Source organism: Bilifractor sp. LCP19S3_H10, assembly GCF_052119185.1.
Lineage (GTDB): Bacteria > Bacillota > Clostridia > Lachnospirales > Lachnospiraceae > Bilifractor.
Genome location: NZ_JBQKFT010000005.1, coordinates 1 through 24,730, shown reverse-complemented (window position 1 = coordinate 24,730; position 24,730 = coordinate 1). Strand labels below are relative to the sequence as shown.

Annotated in this window: 17 protein-coding genes; 1 reads left to right on the top strand and 16 read right to left on the bottom strand. The window is 51.4% G+C overall.

The genetic code is table 11. The annotated features are described in order from the left end of the window. Positions 1-18: 18 nt before the first annotated feature. From ACTQZS_RS05305 to ACTQZS_RS05275, 7 genes are all read right to left on the bottom strand, one after another. The gene (locus tag ACTQZS_RS05305; protein WP_441474906.1) at positions 19-1,557 is read right to left on the bottom strand and encodes an AI-2E family transporter; all 1,539 of its coding nucleotides are present in this window, start codon (positions 1,555-1,557) and stop codon (positions 19-21) included. 184 nt (positions 1,558-1,741) lie between these two features. After that, positions 1,742-3,136: an asparagine--tRNA ligase gene (gene asnS, locus ACTQZS_RS05300; RefSeq protein WP_441474905.1), complete on the bottom strand. Its 1,395-nt coding sequence runs from the start codon at positions 3,134-3,136 to the stop codon at positions 1,742-1,744. Positions 3,137-3,369: 233 nt separating this feature from the next. Continuing rightward, positions 3,370-3,690 (bottom strand): ArsR/SmtB family transcription factor, encoded by a 321-nt coding sequence (locus ACTQZS_RS05295; protein ID WP_441474904.1) that lies wholly within the window; start codon positions 3,688-3,690, stop codon positions 3,370-3,372. A 172-nt stretch (positions 3,691-3,862) separates the two neighbouring features. After that, a complete protein-coding gene (locus ACTQZS_RS05290) occupies positions 3,863-5,752 on the bottom strand; it encodes a heavy metal translocating P-type ATPase (RefSeq protein ID WP_441475032.1) in 1,890 nt (629 codons plus the stop codon). A 660-nt stretch (positions 5,753-6,412) separates the two neighbouring features. Continuing rightward, positions 6,413-8,224, bottom strand: coding sequence for an alpha-amylase family glycosyl hydrolase (locus ACTQZS_RS05285; RefSeq protein ID WP_441474903.1), 1,812 nt, complete (start codon positions 8,222-8,224; stop codon positions 6,413-6,415). A gap of 444 nt (positions 8,225-8,668) precedes the next feature. After that, a complete protein-coding gene (locus tag ACTQZS_RS05280; protein ID WP_441474902.1) occupies positions 8,669-8,818 on the bottom strand; it encodes a hypothetical protein in 150 nt (49 codons plus the stop codon). Continuing rightward, complete coding sequence (locus tag ACTQZS_RS05275) at positions 8,818-9,003, bottom strand: hypothetical protein (RefSeq protein ID WP_441474901.1); 186 nt, start codon at positions 9,001-9,003, stop codon at positions 8,818-8,820. The genes ACTQZS_RS05280 and ACTQZS_RS05275 overlap by 1 nt, the downstream gene beginning before the upstream one ends. 257 nt (positions 9,004-9,260) lie before the next feature. On the opposite strand from ACTQZS_RS05275, the gene ACTQZS_RS05270 reads away from it, so the two are divergent. Then, positions 9,261-10,334, top strand: coding sequence for an AraC family transcriptional regulator (locus tag ACTQZS_RS05270; RefSeq protein WP_441474900.1), 1,074 nt, complete (start codon positions 9,261-9,263; stop codon positions 10,332-10,334). 229 nt (positions 10,335-10,563) lie between these two features. Here ACTQZS_RS05270 and ACTQZS_RS05265 read toward each other — a convergent pair whose 3' ends face one another. From ACTQZS_RS05265 to ACTQZS_RS05225, 9 genes are all read right to left on the bottom strand, one after another. Continuing rightward, positions 10,564-12,264, bottom strand: a complete 1,701-nt coding sequence (locus ACTQZS_RS05265) for a [FeFe] hydrogenase, group A (RefSeq protein WP_441474899.1) — start codon at positions 12,262-12,264, stop codon at positions 10,564-10,566. A 10-nt stretch (positions 12,265-12,274) separates the two neighbouring features. Further along, positions 12,275-14,155, bottom strand: coding sequence for an NADH-ubiquinone oxidoreductase-F iron-sulfur binding region domain-containing protein (locus tag ACTQZS_RS05260; protein WP_441101440.1), 1,881 nt, complete (start codon positions 14,153-14,155; stop codon positions 12,275-12,277). Beyond that, positions 14,148-14,630: a complex I 24 kDa subunit family protein gene (locus tag ACTQZS_RS05255; RefSeq protein WP_441101439.1), complete on the bottom strand. Its 483-nt coding sequence runs from the start codon at positions 14,628-14,630 to the stop codon at positions 14,148-14,150. Before ACTQZS_RS05255 ends, ACTQZS_RS05260 begins: the two co-directional genes overlap by 8 nt. Positions 14,631-15,127: 497 nt before the next feature. After that, entirely contained in the window at positions 15,128-16,918 is a 1,791-nt protein-coding gene (locus ACTQZS_RS05250; RefSeq protein WP_441474898.1) for a peptide ABC transporter substrate-binding protein, read from the bottom strand. 220 nt (positions 16,919-17,138) lie between these two features. Then, positions 17,139-18,185: an ABC transporter ATP-binding protein gene (locus tag ACTQZS_RS05245; protein WP_441474897.1), complete on the bottom strand. Its 1,047-nt coding sequence runs from the start codon at positions 18,183-18,185 to the stop codon at positions 17,139-17,141. Next, entirely contained in the window at positions 18,182-19,189 is a 1,008-nt protein-coding gene (locus tag ACTQZS_RS05240) for an ABC transporter ATP-binding protein (protein ID WP_441101436.1), read from the bottom strand. Before ACTQZS_RS05240 ends, ACTQZS_RS05245 begins: the two co-directional genes overlap by 4 nt. 251 nt (positions 19,190-19,440) lie before the next feature. Continuing rightward, on the bottom strand, positions 19,441-20,532 hold the full coding sequence (locus tag ACTQZS_RS05235) for an ABC transporter permease (RefSeq protein ID WP_441101435.1): 1,092 nt from the start codon (positions 20,530-20,532) through the stop codon (positions 19,441-19,443). A 21-nt stretch (positions 20,533-20,553) separates the two neighbouring features. Beyond that, positions 20,554-21,462, bottom strand: a complete 909-nt coding sequence (locus tag ACTQZS_RS05230; RefSeq protein WP_441474896.1) for an ABC transporter permease — start codon at positions 21,460-21,462, stop codon at positions 20,554-20,556. 372 nt (positions 21,463-21,834) lie between these two features. Continuing rightward, on the bottom strand, positions 21,835-24,730 hold a 2,896-nt coding region (locus ACTQZS_RS05225; RefSeq protein WP_441474895.1), incomplete at its 5' end, for an MBG domain-containing protein.

The window sequence follows — 24,730 nt, the reverse complement described above, 5'->3', positions numbered from 1 at the left end:
GCTTCCCTCTGCTAATCTCTAATGACTCTTCTCCGCGTTTTTCTGCTCCTCCTGCTTCATGGCGGCCGTCCTCTTACGGTTTGCCAGATAAGCGATCAGTTTTTCGAAATACACCTTGAGCAGACCGCCGCAGGGAACCGCAATGATCATTCCCAGAAGGCCTCCGATTTTTCCTCCGATCAGCAGTGACACGATGACCAGAACCGGATGGATCCGGATGCTGTTCCCCAGAAGCTTCGGATTCACGACATTGCCGTCAATCGTCTGCAGGATAAACAGCACAGCCATCGCAACAACGAACCGTTTCATATTCCAGTTCAGCAGACACACCACAGCCGTAGAGCCATAGGCCACAAAGGGTCCGACGTACGGAATCAGGTTCCCGATGCCCGTAAGTACGCCGATAATGATCGAATATTTCACGCCGATAACCGAGAGAGTGATACTCACCGCCACAGACATGAACAGGGCGTCCATCAGCTGACCCCGGATGTATCCGGAGAATACCCGGTCTGCCTCTGACGCAAACTCTTCCAGGTATTTTCTTCCTTTCTTCCCCGCGATGGTACGGAACACGTGACCCCAGTACTTCTTCAGGCCTTCTCCGTCGACCATGAAGTAGATTCCGAAAATAATCGCGAACAGAAGCATCGAGAAAAAAGACGGAAGGTTCTTGATCCCGACGATCAGATTTGACGCAATCTTCTCGATGGATTCCGACAGGCTGTCTCCCGCCTGGTTGATGAAGCTGTTGATCTGATCCGATGAGATATTCAGCCGGTGCAGCACCGATTCGATATTGCGCGCAAGTTCGTTCAGCGTATCAATAAATCCGTTGATAATCGTGTCAAAACTGCTCAGACTGATCACGCTCAGCTGGCTCGTGATGGTCGATACGATGAGCGAGAGGATGACGAACAGAATCACCGCGACGATCACGCAGGTGATCGCAACGGCCAGTCCCCTCGAAGACTTCCGTTTTTTTCCCGTCTTTCCCGGGTTCTCTGATTTTTCCCTTATTCCCGGTTTTTCTGCTTTTCCTCGTTTTTCCGCCTTTCCTGGTTTTACCGCCTTTGCGTTTGTACCACCCGCGGATCTCCGATTGGAAAGCCGGTCTCTCAGAGCATCAATATGGCGTTCAAAAAAGTTGACCATAGGATACAGCAGATACGCGAATACGAGACCCAGGACCAGCGGGCGGATAATCACGCCCAGCCACCGGAAGCCGGAACCGATCGCTCCCGCGATATTTCCGACATGATCAAACATCCGGATCAGGAAATAGATGATCATCACCGTAATCACAACATAGAACGAGATCCTGGTGTATTCGGGGCGGAAGTTGTCACGCATCCGTCTCTTCGACGGCTTCTTCTCCTCGCCACTCTCCGCATTTCCGCAGGAATTTTCCGGATTTTCCGCTGCAGCGCCGGAATTCCCGTGGTTCTCTGCTTTGTCGCCGGAATTCCCCGGATTTCCCGGTGCGCCTTCCGGCGGCGAAGGGTTCCTTCCCTCTTTTTCTTCCGTTACTGATGCCTGCTTCTTTTTCTCTTCCATAATTCGTGCAATGATTCACCTCTGGACGTATCCTCAGTCAGGTCCGCCAGTTTGCAGATCGCAGTGGCTGAATGTTCTCTCCGTCCTTCACACCGTGACCCCTCAATGTCCTCTCGGCCTTACGTGCTATGGTGCCTGAATAACTCCGGCTCTCATGCCGCGGCATCAGACTGTCATATCGGGCTTACAGATCGCAGTGGTTGACTGTTCTCGGGAACGGAAGCACGTCGCGGATGTTGCCCATTCCTGTCAGATACATCACGCATCTCTCAAATCCGAGACCAAATCCGGAATGACGGGTCGTTCCGTACTTCCGCAGATCCAGATAAAAATCATACTGACTCATGTCCATCTTCAGCTCTTCCATGCGTGCCTTCAGCTTGTCGTAATCTTCCTCTCTCTGGCTTCCGCCGATGATCTCTCCGATTCCCGGTACCAGGCAGTCCATGGCAGCAACCGTCTTCCCATCCGGATTCAGCTTCATGTAAAATGCCTTGATATCCTTCGGATAATTCGTCACAAAGATCGGTTTCTTGAAGACCTTCTCGGTCAGATATCTCTCATGCTCGGTCTGAAGGTCGCATCCCCAGCTCACCTTGTAATCAAATTCATCGTTGTGCTTCTCCAGAATGTCGATGGCCTCGGTGTACGTTACGCGGCCAAAATCGGAATTCACGACATGATTCAGGCGATCAAGCAGTCCCTTGTCCACGAACTTGTTGAAAAATTCCATCTCCTCCGGCGCGTTCTCAAGGACGTAACGGATGACATACTTCAGCATAGCCTCCGCGCATTCCATGTCGTCCTCCAGATCCGCAAAGGCGATCTCCGGCTCAATCATCCAGAACTCCGCGGCATGACGGGTGGTGTTGGAATTCTCTGCGCGGAAGGTCGGACCGAAGGTGTAGATCTTGCGGAACGCCTGCGCAAAGGTCTCGCCGTAGAGCTGACCGCTTACCGTGAGGTTGGTTGGCTTGTTGAAGAAATCCTGGGAGTAATCAACCGTTCCGTCCTCATTTTTCGGAACGTTCGCCAGATCCAGCGTAGTGACCTGGAACATCTCGCCGGCTCCCTCCGCATCACTGGAAGTAATCAGAGGTGTATGCACATACACGAAGTCATTTTCCTGGAAGAACTTGTGAATCGCATAGGCAATCAGGGAACGCACACGGAAAGTAGCCTGGAAAATATTTGCGCGGGGACGAAGGTGTGAAATTGTCCGCAGATAATCCATCGTGTGCCGCTTCGGCTGAAGCGGGTAATCCGGCGTCGAAGCTCCCTCAAGCACGACGCTCTCCGCCTGAATCTCAAACGGCTGCTTCGCATTTGGTGTCGCCACCAGCGTACCCTCGACAATGATCGCCGCGCCGATATTCAGTGAGGAGATTTCCTTGAAATTATCCAGCTTGTCCGCGTATACAATCTGCAGGGTCTCGAAGAAGGTTCCGTCGTGCAGTACGATAAATCCGAAGGTCCTGGAATCCCGGATATTGCGGACCCATCCGCCGACCTTGATCTTCTGACCGATGTATTTCTCACGTTCCTTATAAATCTCTCTGACTGTAACCAAATGTTCCATGATATGCCTCTTTCTTCTATTTAATTACTGATAAAAACACTTAATCTGAATTATATATCACCTCTCTCGAAATAAGCAATATGCAATTCTGAGTACGGATGTGCCACATCCGCTCACTTCTCACGTCGTTTGCCCGCTTCTCAGGATATTCGCTCATTCCTCAGGTCGTTTGCTTGCTCCTCAGGTTATTCGCTCACTCCTCAGGTCGTTTGCCCGCTCCTCAGGTTATTCGCTTACTCCTCGATATGCTCTCTCCCGACCCGGATGATCGTATGTACGTGTTCATCCGCAAGCGAATAAAAAATCTGTTTTCCGTCTCTTTTTGCTTCTACGAGCTTGGACTGCCGCAGGATCTTCAACTGGTGCGATACCGCGGACTGTGTCATATTCAGAAGCTCAGCGATCTCACCGACGCTCCGTTCCGAATCAAACAGAGCAAACAGAATCCTGATTCGCGTAGAGTCTCCGAAAACCTTAAACAGCTCGGCCAGATCGAACATCTCATTCTCATCCGGCATACAGCATGGTCTTTTCTGAACGGTATTTTCTTTCATTTCAAATCCTTCTCCCGCTCATCCGGCATACAACAGGTTCTTTTCTGGACTGTATTTTCTTTCATTTCAAATCCTTTTCTCTCCATATCACTTTCTGCATACTTATTTTTTTACGCTGCGCCAGTAGAGCGTTCGCTATTTATCAAGACCCATTGATACACGGAAGGCAGTCTTATCCTTTCTTGTAGCTCAGTGTTCTCGTCGAGTTCAGGACACAGATCAGCAGTACTCCAGTATCCCCGAACACCGCGAGCCACATCGGCGCAAGTCCGACAGCTGCCAGAAGCAGGATAGCAATCTTGATTACAATCGCCAGCACAATATTCTGTCTCGCAATTCGTATGGTTTTTCTTGAAATCCGGATCGCTTTCTCTATCTTCGAAGGCTTGTCATCCATCAGGACTACATCTGCCGCCTCGATCGCGGCATCCGACCCAAGCGCACCCATAGCGATTCCGACATCTGCCCGTGCAAGGACAGGCGCATCGTTGATTCCGTCTCCTACGAATACAAGAGAGGTTCCGTCCGGTTTCTCATCAATCAGCCTCTCGACCTCGGATACCTTGTCCGCCGGAAAAAGCTCCGCTCTGTACTCGTCTAAGCCGAGGTCTGCAGCAACCTTTTCCGCAACCTTCTCCCGGTCTCCTGTAAGCATCACCGTCTTCCGGATACCGACCGCCTTCAGCGACGCGATCGCCTGCGCCGCATCCGGTTTTTCAACATCATTGATGTGGATATGACCTGCGTACTTACCCTCGATCGCTACATGAATGATTGTGCCCGGCTCATTGCAAATCTTCCACTTTGCGCCGACATCCTCCATCATCTTCTGATTGCCGACACACACCGTCTTTCCGTTTACCGCAGCACGGATTCCCCGGCCGGCAATTTCCTCTACATTCTCAACCTCACAGCCGTCATTTTCTTTTCCAAATGCCTGCCGCAGGGAGACAGCGATCGGATGAGTGGAATACCTTTCTACATGCGCCGCCAGGTGAAGCAGTTCCTTCGCTTCGATGCACTCCGGATGAAGCGTCGTCACTTCAAAAACACCCTTCGTCAGTGTTCCGGTCTTATCGAACACTACGGTATCCGCCCTGGAGAGAGCATCCATATACCCGGATCCCTTGATCAGAACACCAATTTTGGACGCGGCGCCGATTCCTCCGAAAAACGCAAGCGGCACGGAAACTACCAGCGCGCATGGGCAGGATACGATCAGGAAGGTCAGCGCACGGAGCAGCCATGTGGCAAAATTCCCGACAAAATCACCCGAAATAAGCGGCGGAAGAAAAGCCACAACAGCCGCTGCAAGCACGACAATCGGCGTGTAAACCCTGGCGAATTTTGAAATAAATTTCTCGCTCCTTGACTTCCTGCTCCCGGCATTCTCTACAAGTTTCAGGATCTTCGCGGCAGTTGACTCCCCGAATTCCTTTTCCACCTTCATCCGGAGAAGCCCGTTCTGATTCACGCATCCGGAAAGAATCACGTCTCCGGTTCTGACATCGCGCGGCAAGCTCTCGCCGGTCAGCGCCACTGTGTCAAGACTTGAACTTCCCTCCACAACGATTCCGTCCATCGGGACTTTTTCTCCCGGCTTTACCACAAGGATATCGCCGACCTTCACCTCCTCAGGATTTACCGTTTTCACTTCTCCGCCGCACTCAAGGTTCGCGGTATCCGGACGAATGTCGAGCAGCTGCGATACCGCCCTTCTGCTGTTGCCCTCGGCAATCCCCTCAAACAGCTCTCCAACCTGGAAAAACAGCATCACGAACACTGCCTCCGGAAACATCGCTTCTCCTCCCGGTACAAAACCGATCAGCAGAGCTCCGGCCGTCGCGACGGTCATCAGAAATGACTCGTCAAACACCTCGCCGTGAGAGATTCCCTCGCCGGCCTCCCGAAGGACATCGAATCCCGCTGCAATGTAAGGCACCAGATAGATCAGCAGACGCTGCCACATTTCCAGACTGGGAAGAGCACGGTTAATCAGGTATGCCGCGATCAGAAGCCCTGTTGAAACGACGATCTGAATCAGTTTCTGCTTTGGCTCCATCTCATCGTCATCATCATCGTCATTATCTTCATCGTCATTCTCGTCGTCAGCATCATCTTCGGCCTTTTCTTTCTTCACAGGCTTCTGCCCTGATTTCCGTTGCTCTGACTCCTGCTGTTCTGACTGCGGCTGTCCTGAATTCTCCGATCCAGACCGCTCCTGTTCGGGCCTGTCATGTTCAGGCCCATCCTCTTCTAACTGTTCCTGTTCAGCCCGCTCCTTTCCGGACCGTTCCTGTTCTGACCGCTCTTGTTCAGCCCGCTCTTTTTCGGACCGCTCCTGCTCCCGTAACAGTTTCGCCGCGTCGAATTTCCTGGTCTCGGAATTCTTCAGCGCCTCCTCCCGCTCTTCCGCCAAGCGTTCCTCTTTCTCCTTCTGCTCTATCTCCGCAGCCTTCACTTCCTGTGACACTTTCTCCGCGTCACGAATCAGCTCCGTTCCTTTCTTCCTGATGTCATCCATGTCGCTCATAGGCACCCCCTGTCTGTTGAAATTTCTTCATGTGGCAACGATATTTTCTTTTGTTTTATTAAACATATGTTCATTTATTCATATGTAATTTAAAAATACACCTGCGTCTGGTCTTTGTCAATGCTATTATCGGCTTAATAAAATTGACAACAAAGCCACCGGACCAGCCGGTGGCTTTGAATTCCGTTCTCATCGGAAGCTCTTTACCCAGTTCACCAGGGAATCATGCCAGATATTCTCCGCCACATCGCGCTTCATCTGATCTGTGACAGGTCCATTCGACGCAAGTTTTGCCAAAATAGCCGCCTGCAGTTCCTCGACTGTCATCTCCTCGTACGATTTTCCAGCTGCTTCCTTGAGAAGTCTCCCGGTCTTCTTCTCTATGCTTTCCTCCGAAACCTGCTCTCCAGGCTGCCGTATTCCGGATTCCGTCTCCGCTGTCAACGTATCCTTCATTTCGGAGTCTGCCCCGCATGCCGCGCCATCCTTTACTTCGGATTCCGCCTCACATGCCGCGCCATCCTTCATTTCGGATTCCACCTCACATGCCCGAGTATCCGCAATGTCGGTTTCCTCCTCACATGCCGGAGTATCTATGTTTCCTGATTCTGCCTTGCATACCGGTGTTTTCATGAAATCCGGGTTCTCCCCTTCCGCCGCCGGGATCCAGATCTCTCCGGAATTTGCCTTGATTGTGACGGTCAGCTGCCCGTTCTGCGCGGTCACCGACGTTCCGGCAAGTCCTCCGACAAACCGTTCCCCGCCCTCGGCAGATATCGTCATGGTAAAATCATTGTCATCATTATTTACCGTGACCAGCACATTCTCCCCATTCCACTCCCTGGCAAACGCATACTGCCGGTTTGTCAGCAGAAGTTCTTTATACGCTCCATACGAAAGTGCCTTCACCGACTGCCGGATCCGTCCAAGCGCAGCGATTTCTCTCGTGATCGGATTTGTTCTTACCGCATCCCTGTAATCATCGAGGTTCAGCTCCGGCCGAAGCGATGCGTCACTTCCCCATTCCTTGCGTCCCTCGATGCCGAACTCCGAGCCATAATAGATCGACGGCACTCCCGGAAGGGTATAGAGCAGGACATGTACCGGGAACATATGTGCCTTATTGTTCAGCTTTGTGTAAATCCGCTCCACATCATGATTGTCCACAAAATTGTAGAGACCGAGTCCGTCCGGCCGGTTGCCGCCCATTTCGTACAGCCTTCGTACCGTGTGCGCAATCTCAAAATAATTGTGCTCATTGTGTCCGGAATAGAGTGCCTTGTGCAGACAGTAATTCGTGACAGCGTGGAGCATCTCCGGATTTGACCACCGGATATAGTCGCCGTGAATGACCTCGCCCATCAGCCAGAAGTCCTTCTTCACCTCATTGGCGGTTCTGCGCAGACACTTCATAAAATCAAAATCCAGCACATCTGCCGCGTCCAGGCGAATGCCGTCCACATCAAACTCCTTCACCCAGAACCGGATCGTATCACAGATGTAATTCTGAACCTCCGGGTTTCTCTGGTTCAGCTTGACCAGCAGATTGTATCCGCCCCAGTTCTCATAAGAAAATCCATCGTTGTACTCATTATTCCCGCCGAAATTTACATTGCAGTACCAGTCCCGATATGCAGAGCTCTCACGATTCTTCTGCAGATCCCGGAACGCGAAGAAGTCTCTTCCAGTATGGTTGAATACACCGTCAAAAATAACCCGGATTCCGGCCTTATGGCACCTTGACACGAACTCCTTCAGATCCTCGTTGTCTCCCAGTCTGCTGTCCAGTTTCCGGTAATCGGTGGTATCATATCCATGACTTGCCGATTCAAAAAGCGGTCCGATATACAGCGCGCTGCATCCGATCTCCTTCATATGATCAATCCATGGGATCAGCTTCTTCATGCGGTGCACAGGCTCACTGTAGTCATTCTGCTTCGGCGCGCCGGTAAGTCCCAAAGGATAAATATGATAAAAAACCGCTTCATCGTACCATGCCATAATGTATTTCTCCCTTCCTTATACAGTTCTCTCATTATATTCAGACCTACCTATTTCCGTTCACCAGATAATCAGACATACCTGTTTCGATTCGCCGCATATTCAGATCTGCCCATTTCTCTTCACCGGATAACCAGACATACCTGTTTAGGCTCGCCGCATAATCAGGTATACCTGTTTCTGTTCACAGTGCCCGTCAGGTCGCGAATTTTCTGCTCTGCTGTCATTCGCGGCCGCGCCGCGTCAAGCATCATTCTGTGAAATCATTGATTCATCAGCGTTAAGAAAACAAGAACGAATCCCTGGATATTGCAGATCATCCCGCTGAATACTCCGATCCATTATATAACATACAAAAAGAAAATGACAGAAAAGCAACACACAAAAAGAAAAGACAGAAAAGCAACACATAAAAAGAAAAAGACAGAAAAGCGGCAGTCTCAATCAAGAGATCCATCCGTTTTCTGTCCATTTTCCGATCTCCGGTTTTCTCCGGAGAAAAATATCTGTTCTGTTTGCATTGCTCAATAATCCTTCGCCGAAGCTCCGGCTCTTACCTTCCGGAGTCTCCGAATTGCGGTCTCCTTCTTTCATCAGAAGCCCATCGGATTACGATATCCGCTTCTTCTTGCGATATCACCGTAGAAATCAACAACCTCTCTCATATATGCATGGAAGCGATCCTTAAGAGATGTCTTTGTATTTCTTCCGTTATATACTCTTGCTGTGTTCTTTCCCATTACATTGTTGTTCTTTGTTGTTGCGTTTGTGTTCATCATAATCTATATCCTCTCTTTCGTAATGATCTGTCTGTTGTATAGGTTCTCAGGTGTTTCCAGGCTTTCCGAGTCTTCCCAGATCTTTTCAGGTCTTTCACGACCTTTTCAGATCTTTTCAAATCTTTCCCGGTTTCCTGATTTCCTTGTTTCTTATTGCTTTGTTTCTTCCTCGCTGCAATTGTAAAATACCGCATATTCTGATATACTTCGCTTCAAAAGGAATAAAAAACCAATCAAATCTTGCAAGGAGGACCGCCGTGATACCAATTTACGAAGAAAGCGCCGATCATCTGCAGATCGTGAAGCAGAATTCTATTCATATTCCTCCCCATCTGCACCAGTCAATCGAAATCATTCTTGTGACGAACGGTTCGATTGTAGCCGGAACCGGAACCGACCTGTTCGAGATGAAGCCGGGTGATCTCGGCGTCATCTTCCCGAATCTCATTCACCACTATCAGGTTTTTTCCCAGGGCACGAATCAGCACGTCACCCTTCTGGCATCTCCGGCCTATTTCGGAATCTATGCAGACTTTCTTCGAAACTACGAGCCGGAGAATCCGGTGATCCCGAAGGAGCAGGTTCCGCCGAATGTAATCTATGCGCTGAAGAACCTGATGAAAATCAATCGCGAACATCTGTATTCCTCGCCTGATTTTCTCAATCCTACCCACGGAAATAATAATGTTCCCGAGCTTCCGCCGCAGGATCTCTCTGATCTGGCAGAAACCGCGGACACGGCTGTGCCTTCCGATGCATCAGGTATCGTCGCGATACAGGACAATGAAAGCTGTTCCGTCACATCCGCGCCGAAGCACGCCTCCGACAGGACTGTCCCTCAAAGCACTGGTACAAAGTCTGGAAAGGTCTCCCGCTCCTCTCCCATGTCCGAGCAGCTGAATGCCGCCTGCATCAATACGCTGAACCACTCCTTCACACAGATCATTCTTGCCAGCAGTCTCCCTCTTCTGAAGCTGCAGAAAAGAACAGATCTGAAGGATCACGACATCGTATATCAGACAGCGGTGTACATATCCGCTCACTACCGGGAGGACATCTCTCTGACCACGATGTCGCAGGCGCTCGGAATCAGCCCTTTTGCACTCTCCCGGGTCTTTTCCGGTGTGTTTCACCAGAATTTCAACCATTATCTCAACGATGTCCGGCTTCAGCATGCGTCCGCGCTCCTTGCAGACAGCGACCGTTCTGTCACGGATATCTACCTCGACTGCGGTTTCCAGAGCCAGGCGACCTTCAACCGCGCGTTCCAGGCCAGATACCACATGGCGCCTAGGGACTACAGGAGGCAGGCATCCCTCACCTCACAGTAAGCAGACCGTTCCCGATCTACAAAATATATATTCAAACATATCCGTCCCGCCCTGCCCGCCCGGGCACCTGACCAGATCCGGTATACAAAATACATACTTAAACATATCTGTCCTGCTCTGCGCGCCTGGGTTCCTGACCTGATCCGCTCCGGCTCACAAAAGATATACACACACAGAAAGCCCTGTCAATCGTGACAGGGCTTCCCGCTTATCCTTTTATTTTCTTAATTCATTCCGCGCAGAATCTCTCGTTATGAAGCAGTCTGTGCTCCTTCCCCTTGAGCATTCCGTCATAAAGTGACAGTATCGTCGGATTCTCGTTGCACTTGCGGATCACCGAGCTGTGGTCAGCCTTATAGATGCCGTCTCTTCTGGCAGCCTTCGTGCGGTCGCCGGCAAGACGAGGCTGTCCTCCGCCCATGATACATCCGCGGCGGCAGGCCATCACCTCGATGAGATCGAAATGCTTCTCGCCGCTTTTCACCTGTTCCATCACCTTTCCGGCGTCCGCCAGTCCGGATACGACGCAGATCTTCAGCTCTCTGTCCTTATAGGGAACAGCGAACTCGCGGATGAACTCATCTTCACGCACGCCGCAGGCTGCGATCCGATCCAGCGTCTCCTGGTCATGTCCTTCTGTAATCCTCCGCAGAACCGCCTCGGTCACACCGCCGGATACACCGAAGATAACACCGCCGCCGGATCCAAGACCGAATGGAACATCGGAAGCCTCCGGCTCCAGATCCGCGAAATCAATTCCCGAGGTACGGATCATATCGATCAGTTCGGTCGTTGTCAGAACATAGTCCGTATCCTGCTCTCCGTCTGTGAAGCTGTTCGGTCTCTTCGCCTCCATCTTCTTCGCCGTACACGGCATGATGGATACCATGACCGTTCTTCTGCCGTCCGTATTATTTGCCGGATCACGATAATACTCCTTTGTAACCGCGGAGAGCATTCCCTGCGGTGAACGGCACGTCGAAACATTCGGTATAAGATCGGGGTACTGATCGCCCACAAACTTTACCCACGCCGGACAGCAGCTCGTCAGAAGCGGCAATGCTCCCCCGTTTTCCACGCGGTCCACAAACTCCGAAGCCTCCTCCATAATGGTCAGATCCGCGCCGAACGTGGTATCATACACCTCGTCAAAGCCGATGCGGCGTAGTACGTTCGCAATCTTGCCCATCACACTCTTGCCCTTCGGAAGGCCGAAGGCAGCTCCCACCGCCACACGGACAGCCGGTGCTACCTGAGCGATCACGCGCACATCCGGATCTCCAAGAAGATTCCACACCTCTGTCCGGTTGTGGTGGATGCTGATCGCGCCTGTCGGACAGAATACACGGCACTGTCCGCAGTTTACGCAGTCGGTCTCTCCGATCGGCTTGTCAAACGCAGGCATAACCATGGCTTCCGCGCCGCGGTTTGCGAAATTGATCGCCTCGATTCCCTGCAGCTCACTGCATACGCGGACGCAGTTCCCGCAGAGGATGCATTTATTCGGATCCCGTACAATCGACGGGGAGCTGAAATCCAGTGGCATCTGCTCCTTGTAGTTCTGGAAGCGCACATGCATGATGCCGAAACGCTTTGCCAGTGTCTGAAGATTACAGTCACCGCTTTTTTCACAGGTCAGACAGTCTCTGCAGTGCGCCGCCAGAAGAAGCTCAATGATCAGCTTGCGGTACTTGCGAAGCCTTTCCGTATTGGTGCGGATCACCATTCCGTCCCGGGGCTCCTCGGAGCAGGAGGCAAACATTCTTCCCCGCTCATCCTCAACCATGCACAGTCTGCACGCGCCAAACGTAGACAGCTCCGAGTGATAGCAGAGGGTAGGGATATCGATGCCCGCTTTTCTGATGATTGTAAGAAGATTTTTCTCGTCGGTAAATTCGACTTTTCTGCCGTCAATCGTTATAACTCCCATCTCATCCCTCCTATGCCTCAATATAAATCGCGTCGAACGCACAGTTGTCCTTGCAGGTCGAGCACTTGATACAGAGATCATTATCAATGTGATAGCACTCCTTGCGGACACCTGTGATCGCACCGACCGGACAGTTCTTCGCGCACTTTCCGCAGCCGCGGCAGAATTCCGGATTGATCACAAACCGGCGCAGCGCGGTGCAGACCTTGGCACGACATTTTTTGTCCACGATATGCTCGATATATTCATCCCGGAAGGTATTCAGGGTACTCAGAACCGGCAGCGGCGCACTCTTGCCAAGTCCGCACAGAGACATGTTCTTCACCATTGTCGCCAGTTCCTCCAGGCGGTCCAGGTCCTCCAGCTCGCCCTTGCCGCCGACAATCTTCTCCAGTATTTCCAGCATGCGCTTTGTGCCCTCACGACATGGAACGCACTTTCCACAGGACTCTCTCTGCGTGAAGCTCATGAAGAATCGGGCAACCTCCACCATACATGTGCTGTCATCCATGACAACCAGACCGCCGGATCCGACGATCGCTCCGTATTTCTTCACCGTCTCAAAATCAAGCGGCACATCCAGATGGTCCTTCGTCAGGCATCCGCCGGAGGGGCCGCCGATCTGAACCGCCTTAAAGGTTCCGCCGTCCTTCATTCCACCCCCGATGTCAAAAATGATCTCGCGGAGCGTTGTTCCCATCGGGACCTCGATCAGACCGGTATTCTGAATGGAGCCGGTCAGAGAGAAGGTCTTCGTGCCGGGTGAACTCTCGGTTCCGATGCTGCGGTACCAGTCTGCACCCTGAAGCACGATTTTCGGTACGTTTGCATAGGTCTCGACATTGTTCAGAACAGTCGGTTTCGCCCACAGGCCCTTCTCAACCGTTCTCGGCGGCTTGACTCTCGGCATGCCCCGGTTTCCTTCGATTGATGCGGTCAGCGCAGAGCCCTCTCCGCAGACAAACGCACCGGCACCGCGGTTGATATGCATATGGAAGTTGAAATCGGTTCCCAGGATGTGATCACCGAGCAGTCCCTTGTCCTCCAGCTCCGCGATCGCGTGGCGCAGTCTTGCAACGGACATCGGGTACTCCGCACGCACGTAGATGTATCCGTTTTCACTGCTCACCGCATATCCGGCGATCATCATGCCCTCGATCAGCTTGTAGGGATCTCCCTCCATAACAGAGCCGTCCATGAACGCTCCCGGGTCTCCCTCGTCGCCGTTGCAGACGACATAGCGCTCCTTCTCCTTCTGACGCGCCACCTGCTTCCATTTTCTTCCCGTGGGGAATCCACCGCCGCCTCTTCCTCTGAGTCCGGACCGGTCGACCTCATCGACGATTTCCTCCGGTTTCATCTCGAAAAGCGCCTTCTGGAATGCCTGAAATCCTCCGGACGCAAGATACTCATCCAGAGACTCCGAATCGTACTTTCCGCAGTTTTCCAGAACAATCCGGGTCTGCTTCGCAATAAAAGGAATCTCATCCGGCGAAGTATATGTCACGCCCTTCTGCTTGTACAAAAGGCTCTCAATGACATCATCGCCCATAACAGTGCGGTTGAAAATCTCCTGACAGTCGGACGGCTGTACCTTCGTATACTGCACAACCTTATCGCCCTTCTGAATTCTCACAAGCGGTCCGAGCTCACAGACGCCCTGGCAGCCGGTCTTCCGGACTCCCAGATGTGCCTCCGGACCATGGGATCCGAACTCCAGGGTCACGCCCGGCGTATCCCCGACAATACGCATGAATTCTTCATATACCTTCTCAGAACCGGACGCGATACAGCCAGTACCGGAACAGACGAGTATACGGCAGTCATAGGAAGCCATTACTTCATTGGCAAGCTCTGTTCTCTTCTTCAGATCCTCTCTCGTTCTAATCATTCCGGTCACCTCGCAGTTCATGAATCAGCTCCAGCGCCGATTCCGGCGTCATCTTCGGATGAACCTCCTCGTTAACCATGACCGTCGGAGCCAGTCCGCATGCTCCGAGGCACGAAACCGTTTCAACGGTAAAAAGCATGTCGTCCGTCGTGTGTTTCTTCGCGCTCAGCCCGAGCTCCTTCTGGAACGCCTCCAGAATCGGCGCGGATTTTCTGACATGACAGGCCGTGCCGTCACAGACCTTGATCACATACTTTCCCTTCTCCTCGAACGAAAAGTTCTCGTAGAATGTAGCCACGCTGTAAGCCTTGGACTCACTGATACCGATCTGCTTCGCCACGTAGGTCAGCAGCTCGCCCGGCAGGTATCGATATTCCGCCTGAATATCCTGCATAATCGGAATCAGCGACGATGGCTTTTTTCCATAGCCGGCAATAATTTCATCCGCCTTTTTGTAGTAGCATTCTTCCAGCATACCATCCCTCCTTATCCATGCGGCCCTTACGGGTCACTGTTTTTGGCCATGCTTCGATTATATCGCAAATAAGATGAAATATAAACAATATATATGTAAATATTTCAATTATTTTGTATCTTATGATGGTTATAAACCTCTATTTCAGAATTTTGTATTGTAAAATTAGCCAAACCTAACTCTTGAAACGCAAGTGTATTCATTGCATTTGCATCACACCGTTTTTCTCTGTGGCAGTTCCTGATGGTGACGTTTTCATGAATCACAGCCTATGAAACGTGCGCAGCCCCTATGGCAGACTCGCCGAAAACGAGATAAAACACGCTGCGCGAGTTTTATCTCACTATCGCGACGCTCGCCGCACACGAATACTTCGCATTCGGCTGCAGCTCACTGTTCGCGTAAATTGAAAACGAGACCGCCCGGGAATTTCCCGGACGGTCTCGTCCACAATCAGCATATGTGATTCATTTCATTCACACTGCGAACAGAAGCTGTTACTGCGCAGTCTTTGTTGCGTACATGAAGTACTTGTTGCCGGTCTTGGTCATGTATACGCCGGAAACGTTGGACTTCATCATGTAGACATCGTTGTAGAAGTAGAGCGGGATTACCGCGTTGGTATCCATCAGCATCTTCTCGGCCTTTACAAGGTCATCGGTACGCTTTGCGATGTCTACCTCTGTGCGGGCATCCTCAAGAAGCTTATCATAATCCGCCCAGTTCTGCGGTGCCGCAGAGGTCGGGTTCTTGCCGAACTGCATATCGTTGTTTCCGCTGCTGGTCTGGAATACCTCAAGCATGTTGGAAGGATCATCATAGTCTGCAACCCATCCGCCGCGGCACATCGTGTAGTTTCCATTCTGACGGTCAGCAATGAATACCTTCCAGTCCTCGGTCTTGATGTTTACTTCGATTCCAAGCTTGCTCAGGTCGTCCTGAATCAGCTGAGCAGCCTTCTCATTGGTTGAACCGGAGTTCGTCAGGTACTCAATGGAAATCGGTGTAGACGGTGTATAGGTTCCATCACCATTATCGGTAAAGGTGTAGCCGGTAGCGCTCTCCAGAAGCTTTACAGCCTCCTCAACGTTGTCAGCTCCTGTGGTAGCAGCGTCATAATACGTCTGAGACCAGGTGCTACCGTTTCCGTCAGACATCGCGGACGGAACATAGGAACCTGCCGGCTCCTGACCGGTCTGACCTACGGTATCCGCAAGATACTGTCTGTCGATAACCAGAGAGCATGCCTTACGGAAATCGCTTGCCTGCTGCTCGGTCATTCCGTCAAAGAGAGATGCATTGACATTGAAACCGGTGTATACGGTTCCAAGCATATCCGCGATATAGAAATCAGAGAAGTCCTTTACATTCGGAACCTCGTCGGTGGAAATATTATCGATGAAATCAAGATCTCCGCTGTTATATGCCGCAAAGGTAGCGGTGTCATCCGCGGAAAGCATGAAGTTCAGCTTATCGATGGTTACGTTATCTGCATCATAGAAGTTCGGGTTCTTTGTATATTCCATGGATGCGTCATGATTCCATGCTGTGCAGGTGTAAGCACCGTTGGATACAAAGCCTGCCTCAGCAGCCCAGTTTCCGGGATTGTCGCCGTTCGGGTCTGCCGCTTCAACGGATGCCTGCGGAACCGGATCAAATACCGGGAACGCAAGAAGCTGGTCGAAGTATGCACACGGATTGTTCAGTGTGATGGTCAGTGTGTAATCGTCCGGAGCTTCTACTTTAAGCGTTCCGTCATCATTTTTCGCGATAACGTCAAAAAGATATCCGTAATCCGCCGCGGTGTCCGGATTTGCTGCACGGTTCCAGCTGTATACAAAATCCTTTGCCGTCAGGTCTGTGCCATCGGACCACTTTGTCTGCTTCAGCTTGATGGTCCACTGGGTTCCGTCATCGGAGATCTGCGGATCGCCGTCCGCGATCGCCGGCGTGAGCTTGTCATCCTTGTCATAGGTGTACAGACCTACGAAGGAGTTGACTGCCAGGCAGGCACCGTCAACGGTGTTGTTCAGCGCAGGATCCAGATGCTGCGGCTCAGACGCGAGGTTGATGTACAGTGTGCTTGCATCAGAATTCAGCTTTGCGCTGGAAGGAGTCTTATCTCCGGCAGTGCCGCCTGCCGCTTCACTTCCTGTGCTTGTTGCTGCAGCTGCATTCGAACCGGAAACAGCGTTGCCTCCCTCCTTGAGAGAACCGGCATTTCCACACGCGCCGAGGCCGACTGCCATGGCAGACGCCAGCACTAATGCGACTAACTTCTTTTTCATATTTCTTCCTCCTGATTTCTGCTATCTGTTGCCAGATAGATATTTATGTCAAACTCCCCTGCGGGAGATGTGACCTCAAAAAGCCATTGATATGCATATAATGGTTTATGTCAGACTCCCCTGCGGGAGATATGACCGTAAAAGATCAATACGGAATATTCCGCCTGTCAATTACTCACTCCAGCCGATTCCGCATATATTCTTGCTGATACCGCATCATTTACCGGTTCCAGCACGCACACCTGTGTCCGTTTCCCCTGTCTGTCAGAGGCGGTCTTTCCTGCGTACACTTCTCCGTTGCATACTTGCAGCGCGTACGGAACGGACAGCCGGTCGGCATATGAAGAGGACTTGGCACATCGCCCTCCAGAATGATCCGGTGACTGTGTCTGGCCGTTTCCGGATCCGGAATCGGAATTGCGGAGAGCAGCGACAGCGTGTACGGATGAATCGGATGATTCATCAGCTCGTCCGCGTCCGCAATCTCCATCATGTGCCCCAGGTACATAACCGCAATACGGTCGGAGATATGCTGCACAACCAGAAGGTCATGCGCGATGAAGAGATACGCGATGCCCAGCTGATCCTGCAGATCCTCAAACATGTTCAGAACCTGCGCCTGAATCGATACGTCCAGAGCAGATACCGCCTCATCGCAGACGATGAAGGACGGATTTACTGCCAGCGCACGGGCAATGCCGATTCGCTGTCTCTGTCCGCCGGAAAACTCATGTGCGTAGCGCATCGCATGCTCGGCATTCAGTCCGACGGTCTCCAGGAGCTTTAAGATCTTCTCTCTCCGCTCCTGTCTGTTCTTGTACAGGTGATGAGTGTCCAGCGGCTCTCCGACGATGTCCTCAACCGTCATACGGGGATCCAGCGAAGAATACGGATCCTGGAATACCATCTGCATCTTCTTCCGGTAGGGAAGCATGTTGACCTCAACACGCTTTCCCTTCTTCGGCCTGCCGTTTGAATCGAGAACCGGATTTCCTTCCTCATCGTACATATCGCCGCTGTCGAAGAGCACCTGATCCTCGAAGGTGATCCGTCCTGCCGTCGGCTCATACAGCCGCAGAAGCGTGCGGCCGACCGTCGTCTTGCCGCATCCGGATTCTCCTACCAGCCCCAGGGTCTCACCCGGCATGATCTCAAAGCTGATATCATCTACTGCCTTCAGCGGAATCTTATGAAAGCCCTGGGATACTGAGAAATACTGTTTCAGATGCTCTACCTTAAGGAGCGGCTTTTTTTCCTTGTCACTCATGCCTTTACCTCCTCATTTTCATACAGGTCCATCACATTCATCCAGCAACTCGCCCGATGCTCAGGCCCTACCTGGTACTCGTCCGGAACCTTTTCCAGACAAATCTTCATGGCATTTTCACACCGCGGGCAGAAAGCGCAGCCCTTCGGCATGTTGAGGAGGTTGATCGGCGTTCCTCCGATCGGAACCAGCCGTTCATTCATGTTTTCGGTCGTCGGAATGGAACGCAGCAGCCCCTTTGTATACTCATGCGCCGGATGATAAAAAATAGCATCCGCGGTGCCGCGCTCGCAGACACGTCCGCCGTACATAACGATGATCTCATCACACATGGACGCAATGACGCCCAGGTCATGCGTAACCATGATAATCGCCATACCCATCTTCTTCTGCAGATCCTGCATCAGCTCCAGAATCTGCGCCTGAATCGTCACATCCAGTGCTGTGGTCGGCTCATCCGCGATCAGAATATCCGGCTCACAGCAGAGCGCCATGGCAATCATAACACGCTGGCGCATGCCTCCGGAGAGCTCGTAGGGATACTGCTTCATCCGGCTCTCCGGCTCGTTCACTCCGACGAGTGTCAGCATCTCAACCGCCCGCTTCCAGGCCTCGTCCTTATTCTTGTTCGTGTGAAGAAGAATCGCCTCCTTCAGCTGATAACCGATTGTGAACACCGGATTCAGGGAAGTCATCGGATCCTGAAAAATGATCGACACCTTCTCACCGCGGTACTTCGACAGCTTTTTCTCATCCCACTTCGTGATATCCTCGCCCTTGTAGCGGATCTCCCCCTCCACCACCTTTCCGGTCTCGGCGAGAATCTGCATGATTGAATACGCGGTTACTGATTTTCCGGATCCCGACTCTCCCACGATTCCGAGGGTCTTGCCCTTCTCCAGATTAAATGTGACTCCGTTTACCGCCTTTACCTCACCGGCATCTGTAAAAAAGCTTGTATGGAGGTTGTCAACCTCCAATAGTAAATTATTTTCTTCAGACATGATTTTCTCTGCCCTTTCATCCTTTCTGATTTTCCGGAAAAATTCAGGTACCATTTTTCCGGTAAACACCGCACCTCTCAGGAAATTCTCCTGGAACCTACATCCGGCGCCGTCGATCAGCACCCGTTCTGGTATAAGACCCATAGGTCCTCCATACCGCAGCTTTTATCCGGCGCCGTCGATCAGCGTCCCTGCCTGGCATACACCCGCCAGAGGCTTGACATACCCCAGCTCCGGCAATGCCGGATCTGTCAGTTCAGCTTCGAATCAAACGCGTCCCGGAGCCCGTCGCCGATCAGGTTCAGCGCAAGAACGATGACTACGATAACCAGAGCGGGAACCAGCAGACGGTATGGTGCAGAGGTAATCGTGGCCCGGGCATCATTTGCCAGGGATCCGAGGGATGTCATCGGAAGATTGACACCAAGTCCGAGGAAGGAAAGGTAGCTTTCGGTGAAAATAGCACTCGGCACCTGAAGAGCCGTTGTAATGATAATGATGGAAAGTACATTCGGCACGACATGCTTTCTCATGATCTGACCATTCGGCGTTCCGATCGCTTTTGCCGCGAGGATGTACTCATTGTTCTTGATCGAAAGGATCTGTCCTCTGACCAGCCGGGCCATGCCCACCCAGTAAAGGAGGGCAAACACAATAAACATCGCCAGCATGTTGCCGCCGAGCTTTGCGAGCACGGTCCCCTTGATCAGAGGCGTCAGCCGCGCGTTCAGCACCACGGACAGAAGAATGATGATCAGCATATCCGGCAGAGAATAGATGATATCGACGATACGCATCATGATCAGGTCCACCTTGCCGCCGAAATATCCGGAGATTGTTCCGTAGAGAACACCGATGATCAGAACCATGACCGCCGATACGACACCGACAGAAAGGCTGACTCTGGTGCCGTATACGACACGGATGAAGTAATCACGCCCCAGGGAATCGGTTCCAAGAATATGTGGAAAAAGTCTCACTCCGGTGCTCTGCATGTACTGCAGCTCCCGCTGCGAATAATACATCGGCGGCAGATTGACCGCCGTACCGTCACGATGACCGTTCACGGTAATCATGTCACTGTAGCTGTACGGAACAATCATCGGAATCACGATAATCGCCACAATCAAAAGGATGAGAACAACGATGGAAGCCATCGCCATGTGGTTTTTTCTCAGACGGCGGAGTCCGTCCTTCAGGAATGTAGAGGACTCCCCCATAACATCCTGCTGTTTCTTCTCCTCATCGGTTGCTTTTTCAAAATTCTTCTTATTAAATTTGCTCAGATCGATCTGCGCAGACAGAATCTGGCGTTTCTTGTATATATTCTCTGTTTCAGTCATTTCAAAGCTCCTTCTGTGCGATCATTCAAAATTGATTCTCGGATCGATCAGCTTGTATACAATATCGGTAATCAGGTTTGCAACGATCATCAGAACCGCGAGGAAGATCGTTGTCGCCATGATCACGGAGTAGTTCCGGTCGGTAATGGCTTTCACAAAATAGGTTCCAAGACCCGGAACAGTGAAGATTGTCTCCACGACCATCGATCCTGTGATGATATACGCAATCTGCGGTCCGAGATAGGTCACGACAGGAATCAGACCGTTCTTCAGCGCGTGCACAAAAATGATCTTTGACCGGCTGACGCCCTTCGCTCGCGCAGTGCGGATATAGTCCTGGCTCAGCGCGTCCAGCATCGATGTCTTCGTCAGACGCGTGATATACGCCGTCGGGTAGACAGCCAGAGAAATCACCGGGAGCACAAGGCTCGGATTTGAGCTGAATACCGGGAAAATCGCAAGCTGCACGCAGAACACCAGAAGCAGCAGAGTTGCCAGAATAAAAGAAGGCATCGCCGTACCCAGCGTCGTGAAGAAGATAATGATACGATCCGGCACCTTATTCCGCTTCAGCGCAGCAATGGAGCCGAGAATCACGCCGAATACAACAGCGATGATCATGGCGATTCCGCCCAGCTTCACGGAAACCGCGAACTTGGAGAAAAGATCCGGGCCGATCTCTCTTCCGTTCTTCATATCAATTCCCCAGTCGCCATGCAGAAGATTTCTCATATAGAGAAGGTACTGCTCTCCCAGGGGCTTATCCAGATTGTACCGCTTTGTCAGCGCGTCCATAACCGCCTGGCTCGGAGCCTTCTCCGCCGTGAAAGGCCCTCCCGGGATCAGGTTCATAACAAAGAATGTGATGAGTGTAACGATGATAATGGACGCAATCGCCAGCACCACACGTTTTACCATGTACTTAGTCAATTTTTCCTCCTCTTTCCTAAGCAGAGACTGCCTCGGTGCTGTGTAACCTCTGTTTTTCTTCTAAATTAACGCTTTACAGTAATAAAGAAAAAAAAAGTGTACAGATCGAGATCTGCACAGCTTGTACATCATGTCTGCTTATTTTATTCTACACTTATTCGAATTATAATAAATACTATATAAAAAACGGCGTCATTCGTCAACTGTAAAGTTGAGAATGTATTAATGTCTTTTTAATAATTCATTAATAAGGGGCATAAAAGGCAGCCCTCTCCGGCTGCGGTATTTCCCGCTGTAAGAGAGGGCTGCCCCATGCTTCTCAATTAGTTTTTGTCATCTGGCACAATACTTATCGATCCATGCCATATGCCGTTACTGTTTCTTCTCCTTTTTTCTCTTGCGAATGAGAACGCCGATTCCGGCTGCTGCTCCGAGCACGATAATCACGTTGACCCCAATCATTCCAGCGTCACCGGTCCGAACCGCTCCGGTATGAACGAGTTTTGTTCTCCGCTCCTGAATTGTATCCGGATTCTTCCGGATTGTATTCCCGGTATGGACTGGTCTGGTCGACGGCATTTCTGTCGGCGGTGCAGTTACCATCGGGGTCGGAGTAACCGTTGCCTGCGGTGTAATTACCGGTTTTTCCGGCTGTGTCGGCTCTGCAGGTTTCGTCGGTGGTGTCGGTTCCGGATTCTCCGGTTCCTCGGATTTCTCCACTTCCGTTGTTACGGTTGCGGTTCCCGGATCCGGTGTATTGAGGCCATCCGCCTGTCCTGCCACTACATTTGTCACACTTCCGTTTGCTGCGTCTGCCGCCGTCACGGTATAGGATGTCGTATAAGTCAGCGTATCACCTGCCATGAGGCTGTCCGCCGTCCACGTCGCATTGGTCAGATCGTCCGTAATCACAAGTCCCGTCAGGGCAACAGTTCCGTCGTTCGATACGGTAATCCGATACGTTACCGTTTCTCCCGCCACATACTTGCTGCCGTTCTTCGGATTGCTTGTAACTTCCTTGCTGATCGTCATGTGTGCGAAATCATCCTCTGTGTCAGAAGCCTCCCATGTCTTACCCGGCTCGTCGGGATTGCCGCCCGATTCATCCGGGTTGCCGCCCGGCTCACTGCCGCCGGCTTTCTCAAACACGGCTTTCACGGTATTGCTGTACTCTCCGGCCTCAATATCCGCCGCAGTTACCACGTGAACAGCCTTCGCACTTATTGTTTCTCCCGGCTTTACATTCTCGAAGGTAACGGAATCCGCACCATCCTCAAAGGTAACGCCGTCCTGCTCCTGCAGGATGATGGTTCTCACATCGTCATAAATATTTGTTACGTTGATTGTAAATTCAATCGAATCTCCAATCTGATAGGTCTTGTCTTCATGTGTCTTTGTCACTACATTATCCGGCGTAACTTCGTTGTCCGTTACTTCCAGCTCTCCGAACTCGAGACTAATCTCGTAGTTCTCCGCGTAGTTCTTCGATACCTTATCGTCTTCCTCCTTCTGATCCGCCGTCTTCAGTGCTTCCGCCAGACTCGGCTGAACCCTGGTCTGAGCTTTTTCACTGATCGTGTACTCAAAGGTATTAGCACTTGATCCGACAAGAGTCTGACTTCCAGTGAAATTGAAGGTAATCTGATCCTTTTCTGCTATTCCGAGTGCAAGCTTGTCCTTGTCTGCTATTGTCAGATCATTTTTATCTGCCAGCATCGTTAACGGAATGATATCATCGCCAAGTACAAGTGTGTGATTTGTCAATGGCTCCTTATCATATTTCTTCGAAGCACTGCCACTCTTCAATGTTATTTGTTTTTTATTGATCGTAAGCACTCCATCTTTCACAGTCACCGTAACCTTCTTATAATTATCGGTGCCTCCGATTTCAAAGCTTCCTTCCGTCAAACCCATCGGATACTCGCCCGCATCTGTTCCCTTTGCTGCTGCTTTCACGTCTTTCTTCAGAGATACCGTGATCCCTGCAGGAAGATCGGTCGTCGTATACCCACTCACCGTCTTCTCTGTACCGTCGTAGGTCTGTGTCTCAGTATTTCCAGTGATCGTGATATGAGCCTCACCGGCTGCCGTTATCTCAAGCTGTCCATAGTTCTGCTCGATCTTGTAATTGTCGCCGTTGGTTCCTTCCTTCAGTGTGTAATCGAAGGTATTGTCCTTTGTTCCCTTTTCGGTAATCGTCGCGAAGTTGCTGTACGCTGCCCCATCACTGCCGACAAATCCTTTCGCGGTTGCCATTTCAACACTGTGAGTGTTGCTATCATACGGCCAGCTTCCGCTTCCCGATATGATGGTTACTGCCTTCGGGATTACCTTCAGCGTTACGGTTGTCTTCGCCGTTTCATAGTTTGCATTCTCGGCCTTGACATTAACTTTCTGCTCGCCGACATCCTTGATGCTTGGAGCTTCTGTCGTCCACTCACCATTTCCTACCTGATAGGAAATCGTTGTGCCTTCGGTTACGCTTGCGCTTGCACTTGCTGCGTGAGACTCGCCATCGTATTCGCCTTCGTAACCGTTAGCGGTAAGTACCAATGAGCCAGACTTGCTGATGGTAAAGGTTCCTGTCTCATAGCTCACCTTATAGTTGCCCTGGCTTTCCGCTCCGGCTGGCGTGATCTTATAGGTGCCAACGTCTTCGCCTTTTTCACGACTCAGCGTATAGCGGACTGTATCGTTACCCAGCGTGCCGCTTACTTGTGCAGTTAATTCAGGATCAGCAGCTCCATACGTCTTGCCCGTGTTCTCAGCCGTGACTGTTACTGCCTTCGGGGTTACCTTCAGCATTACTTTTGTCTCTGCCGTTTCATAGTTTGCATTCTCGGCTTTGACCTTGACTGTCTGCTCGCCGACATCCTTGATGCTTGGAGCTTCTGTCGTCCATTCCTCATTTCCTACCTGATAGGAAATCGTTGTGCCTTCGGTTACGCTTGCGCTTGCACTTGCTGCGTGAGACTCGCCATCGTATTCGCCTTCGTAACCGTTAGCGGTAAGTACCAATGAGCCAGACTTGCTGATGGTAAAGGTTCCTGTCTCATAGCTCACCTTATAGTTGCCCTGGCTTTCCGCTCCGGCTGGCGTGATCTTATAGGTGCCAACGTCTTCGCCTTTTTCACGACTCAGCGTATAGCGGACTGTATCGTTACCCAGCGTGCCGCTTACTTGTGCAGTTAATTCAGGATCAGCAGCTCCATACGTCTTGCCCGTGTTCTCAGCCGTGACTGTTACTGCCTTCGGGGTTACCTTCAGC

What these genes read in the sequence shown, in the direction of transcription:
- asnS (WP_441474905.1), bottom strand. Translation starts at nt 3,136, where the DNA reads ATGGAACATTTGGTTACAGTCAGAGAGATTTATAAGGAACGTGAGAAA.
- ACTQZS_RS05250 (WP_441474898.1), bottom strand. Translation starts at nt 16,918, where the DNA reads ATGAAAAAGAAGTTAGTCGCATTAGTGCTGGCGTCTGCCATGGCAGTC.
- ACTQZS_RS05295 (WP_441474904.1), bottom strand. Translation starts at nt 3,690, where the DNA reads ATGAAAGAAAATACCGTTCAGAAAAGACCATGCTGTATGCCGGATGAG.
- ACTQZS_RS05240 (WP_441101436.1), bottom strand. Translation starts at nt 19,189, where the DNA reads ATGTCTGAAGAAAATAATTTACTATTGGAGGTTGACAACCTCCATACA.
- ACTQZS_RS05290 (WP_441475032.1), bottom strand. Translation starts at nt 5,752, where the DNA reads ATGGAGCCAAAGCAGAAACTGATTCAGATCGTCGTTTCAACAGGGCTT.
- ACTQZS_RS05260 (WP_441101440.1), bottom strand. Translation starts at nt 14,155, where the DNA reads ATGATTAGAACGAGAGAGGATCTGAAGAAGAGAACAGAGCTTGCCAAT.
- ACTQZS_RS05245 (WP_441474897.1), bottom strand. Translation starts at nt 18,185, where the DNA reads ATGAGTGACAAGGAAAAAAAGCCGCTCCTTAAGGTAGAGCATCTGAAA.
- ACTQZS_RS05235 (WP_441101435.1), bottom strand. Translation starts at nt 20,532, where the DNA reads ATGACTGAAACAGAGAATATATACAAGAAACGCCAGATTCTGTCTGCG.
- ACTQZS_RS05285 (WP_441474903.1), bottom strand. Translation starts at nt 8,224, where the DNA reads ATGGCATGGTACGATGAAGCGGTTTTTTATCATATTTATCCTTTGGGA.
- ACTQZS_RS05305 (WP_441474906.1), bottom strand. Translation starts at nt 1,557, where the DNA reads ATGGAAGAGAAAAAGAAGCAGGCATCAGTAACGGAAGAAAAAGAGGGA.
- ACTQZS_RS05280 (WP_441474902.1), bottom strand. Translation starts at nt 8,818, where the DNA reads ATGAAAGAAGGAGACCGCAATTCGGAGACTCCGGAAGGTAAGAGCCGG.
- ACTQZS_RS05265 (WP_441474899.1), bottom strand. Translation starts at nt 12,264, where the DNA reads ATGGGAGTTATAACGATTGACGGCAGAAAAGTCGAATTTACCGACGAG.
- ACTQZS_RS05255 (WP_441101439.1), bottom strand. Translation starts at nt 14,630, where the DNA reads ATGCTGGAAGAATGCTACTACAAAAAGGCGGATGAAATTATTGCCGGC.
- ACTQZS_RS05275 (WP_441474901.1), bottom strand. Translation starts at nt 9,003, where the DNA reads ATGATGAACACAAACGCAACAACAAAGAACAACAATGTAATGGGAAAG.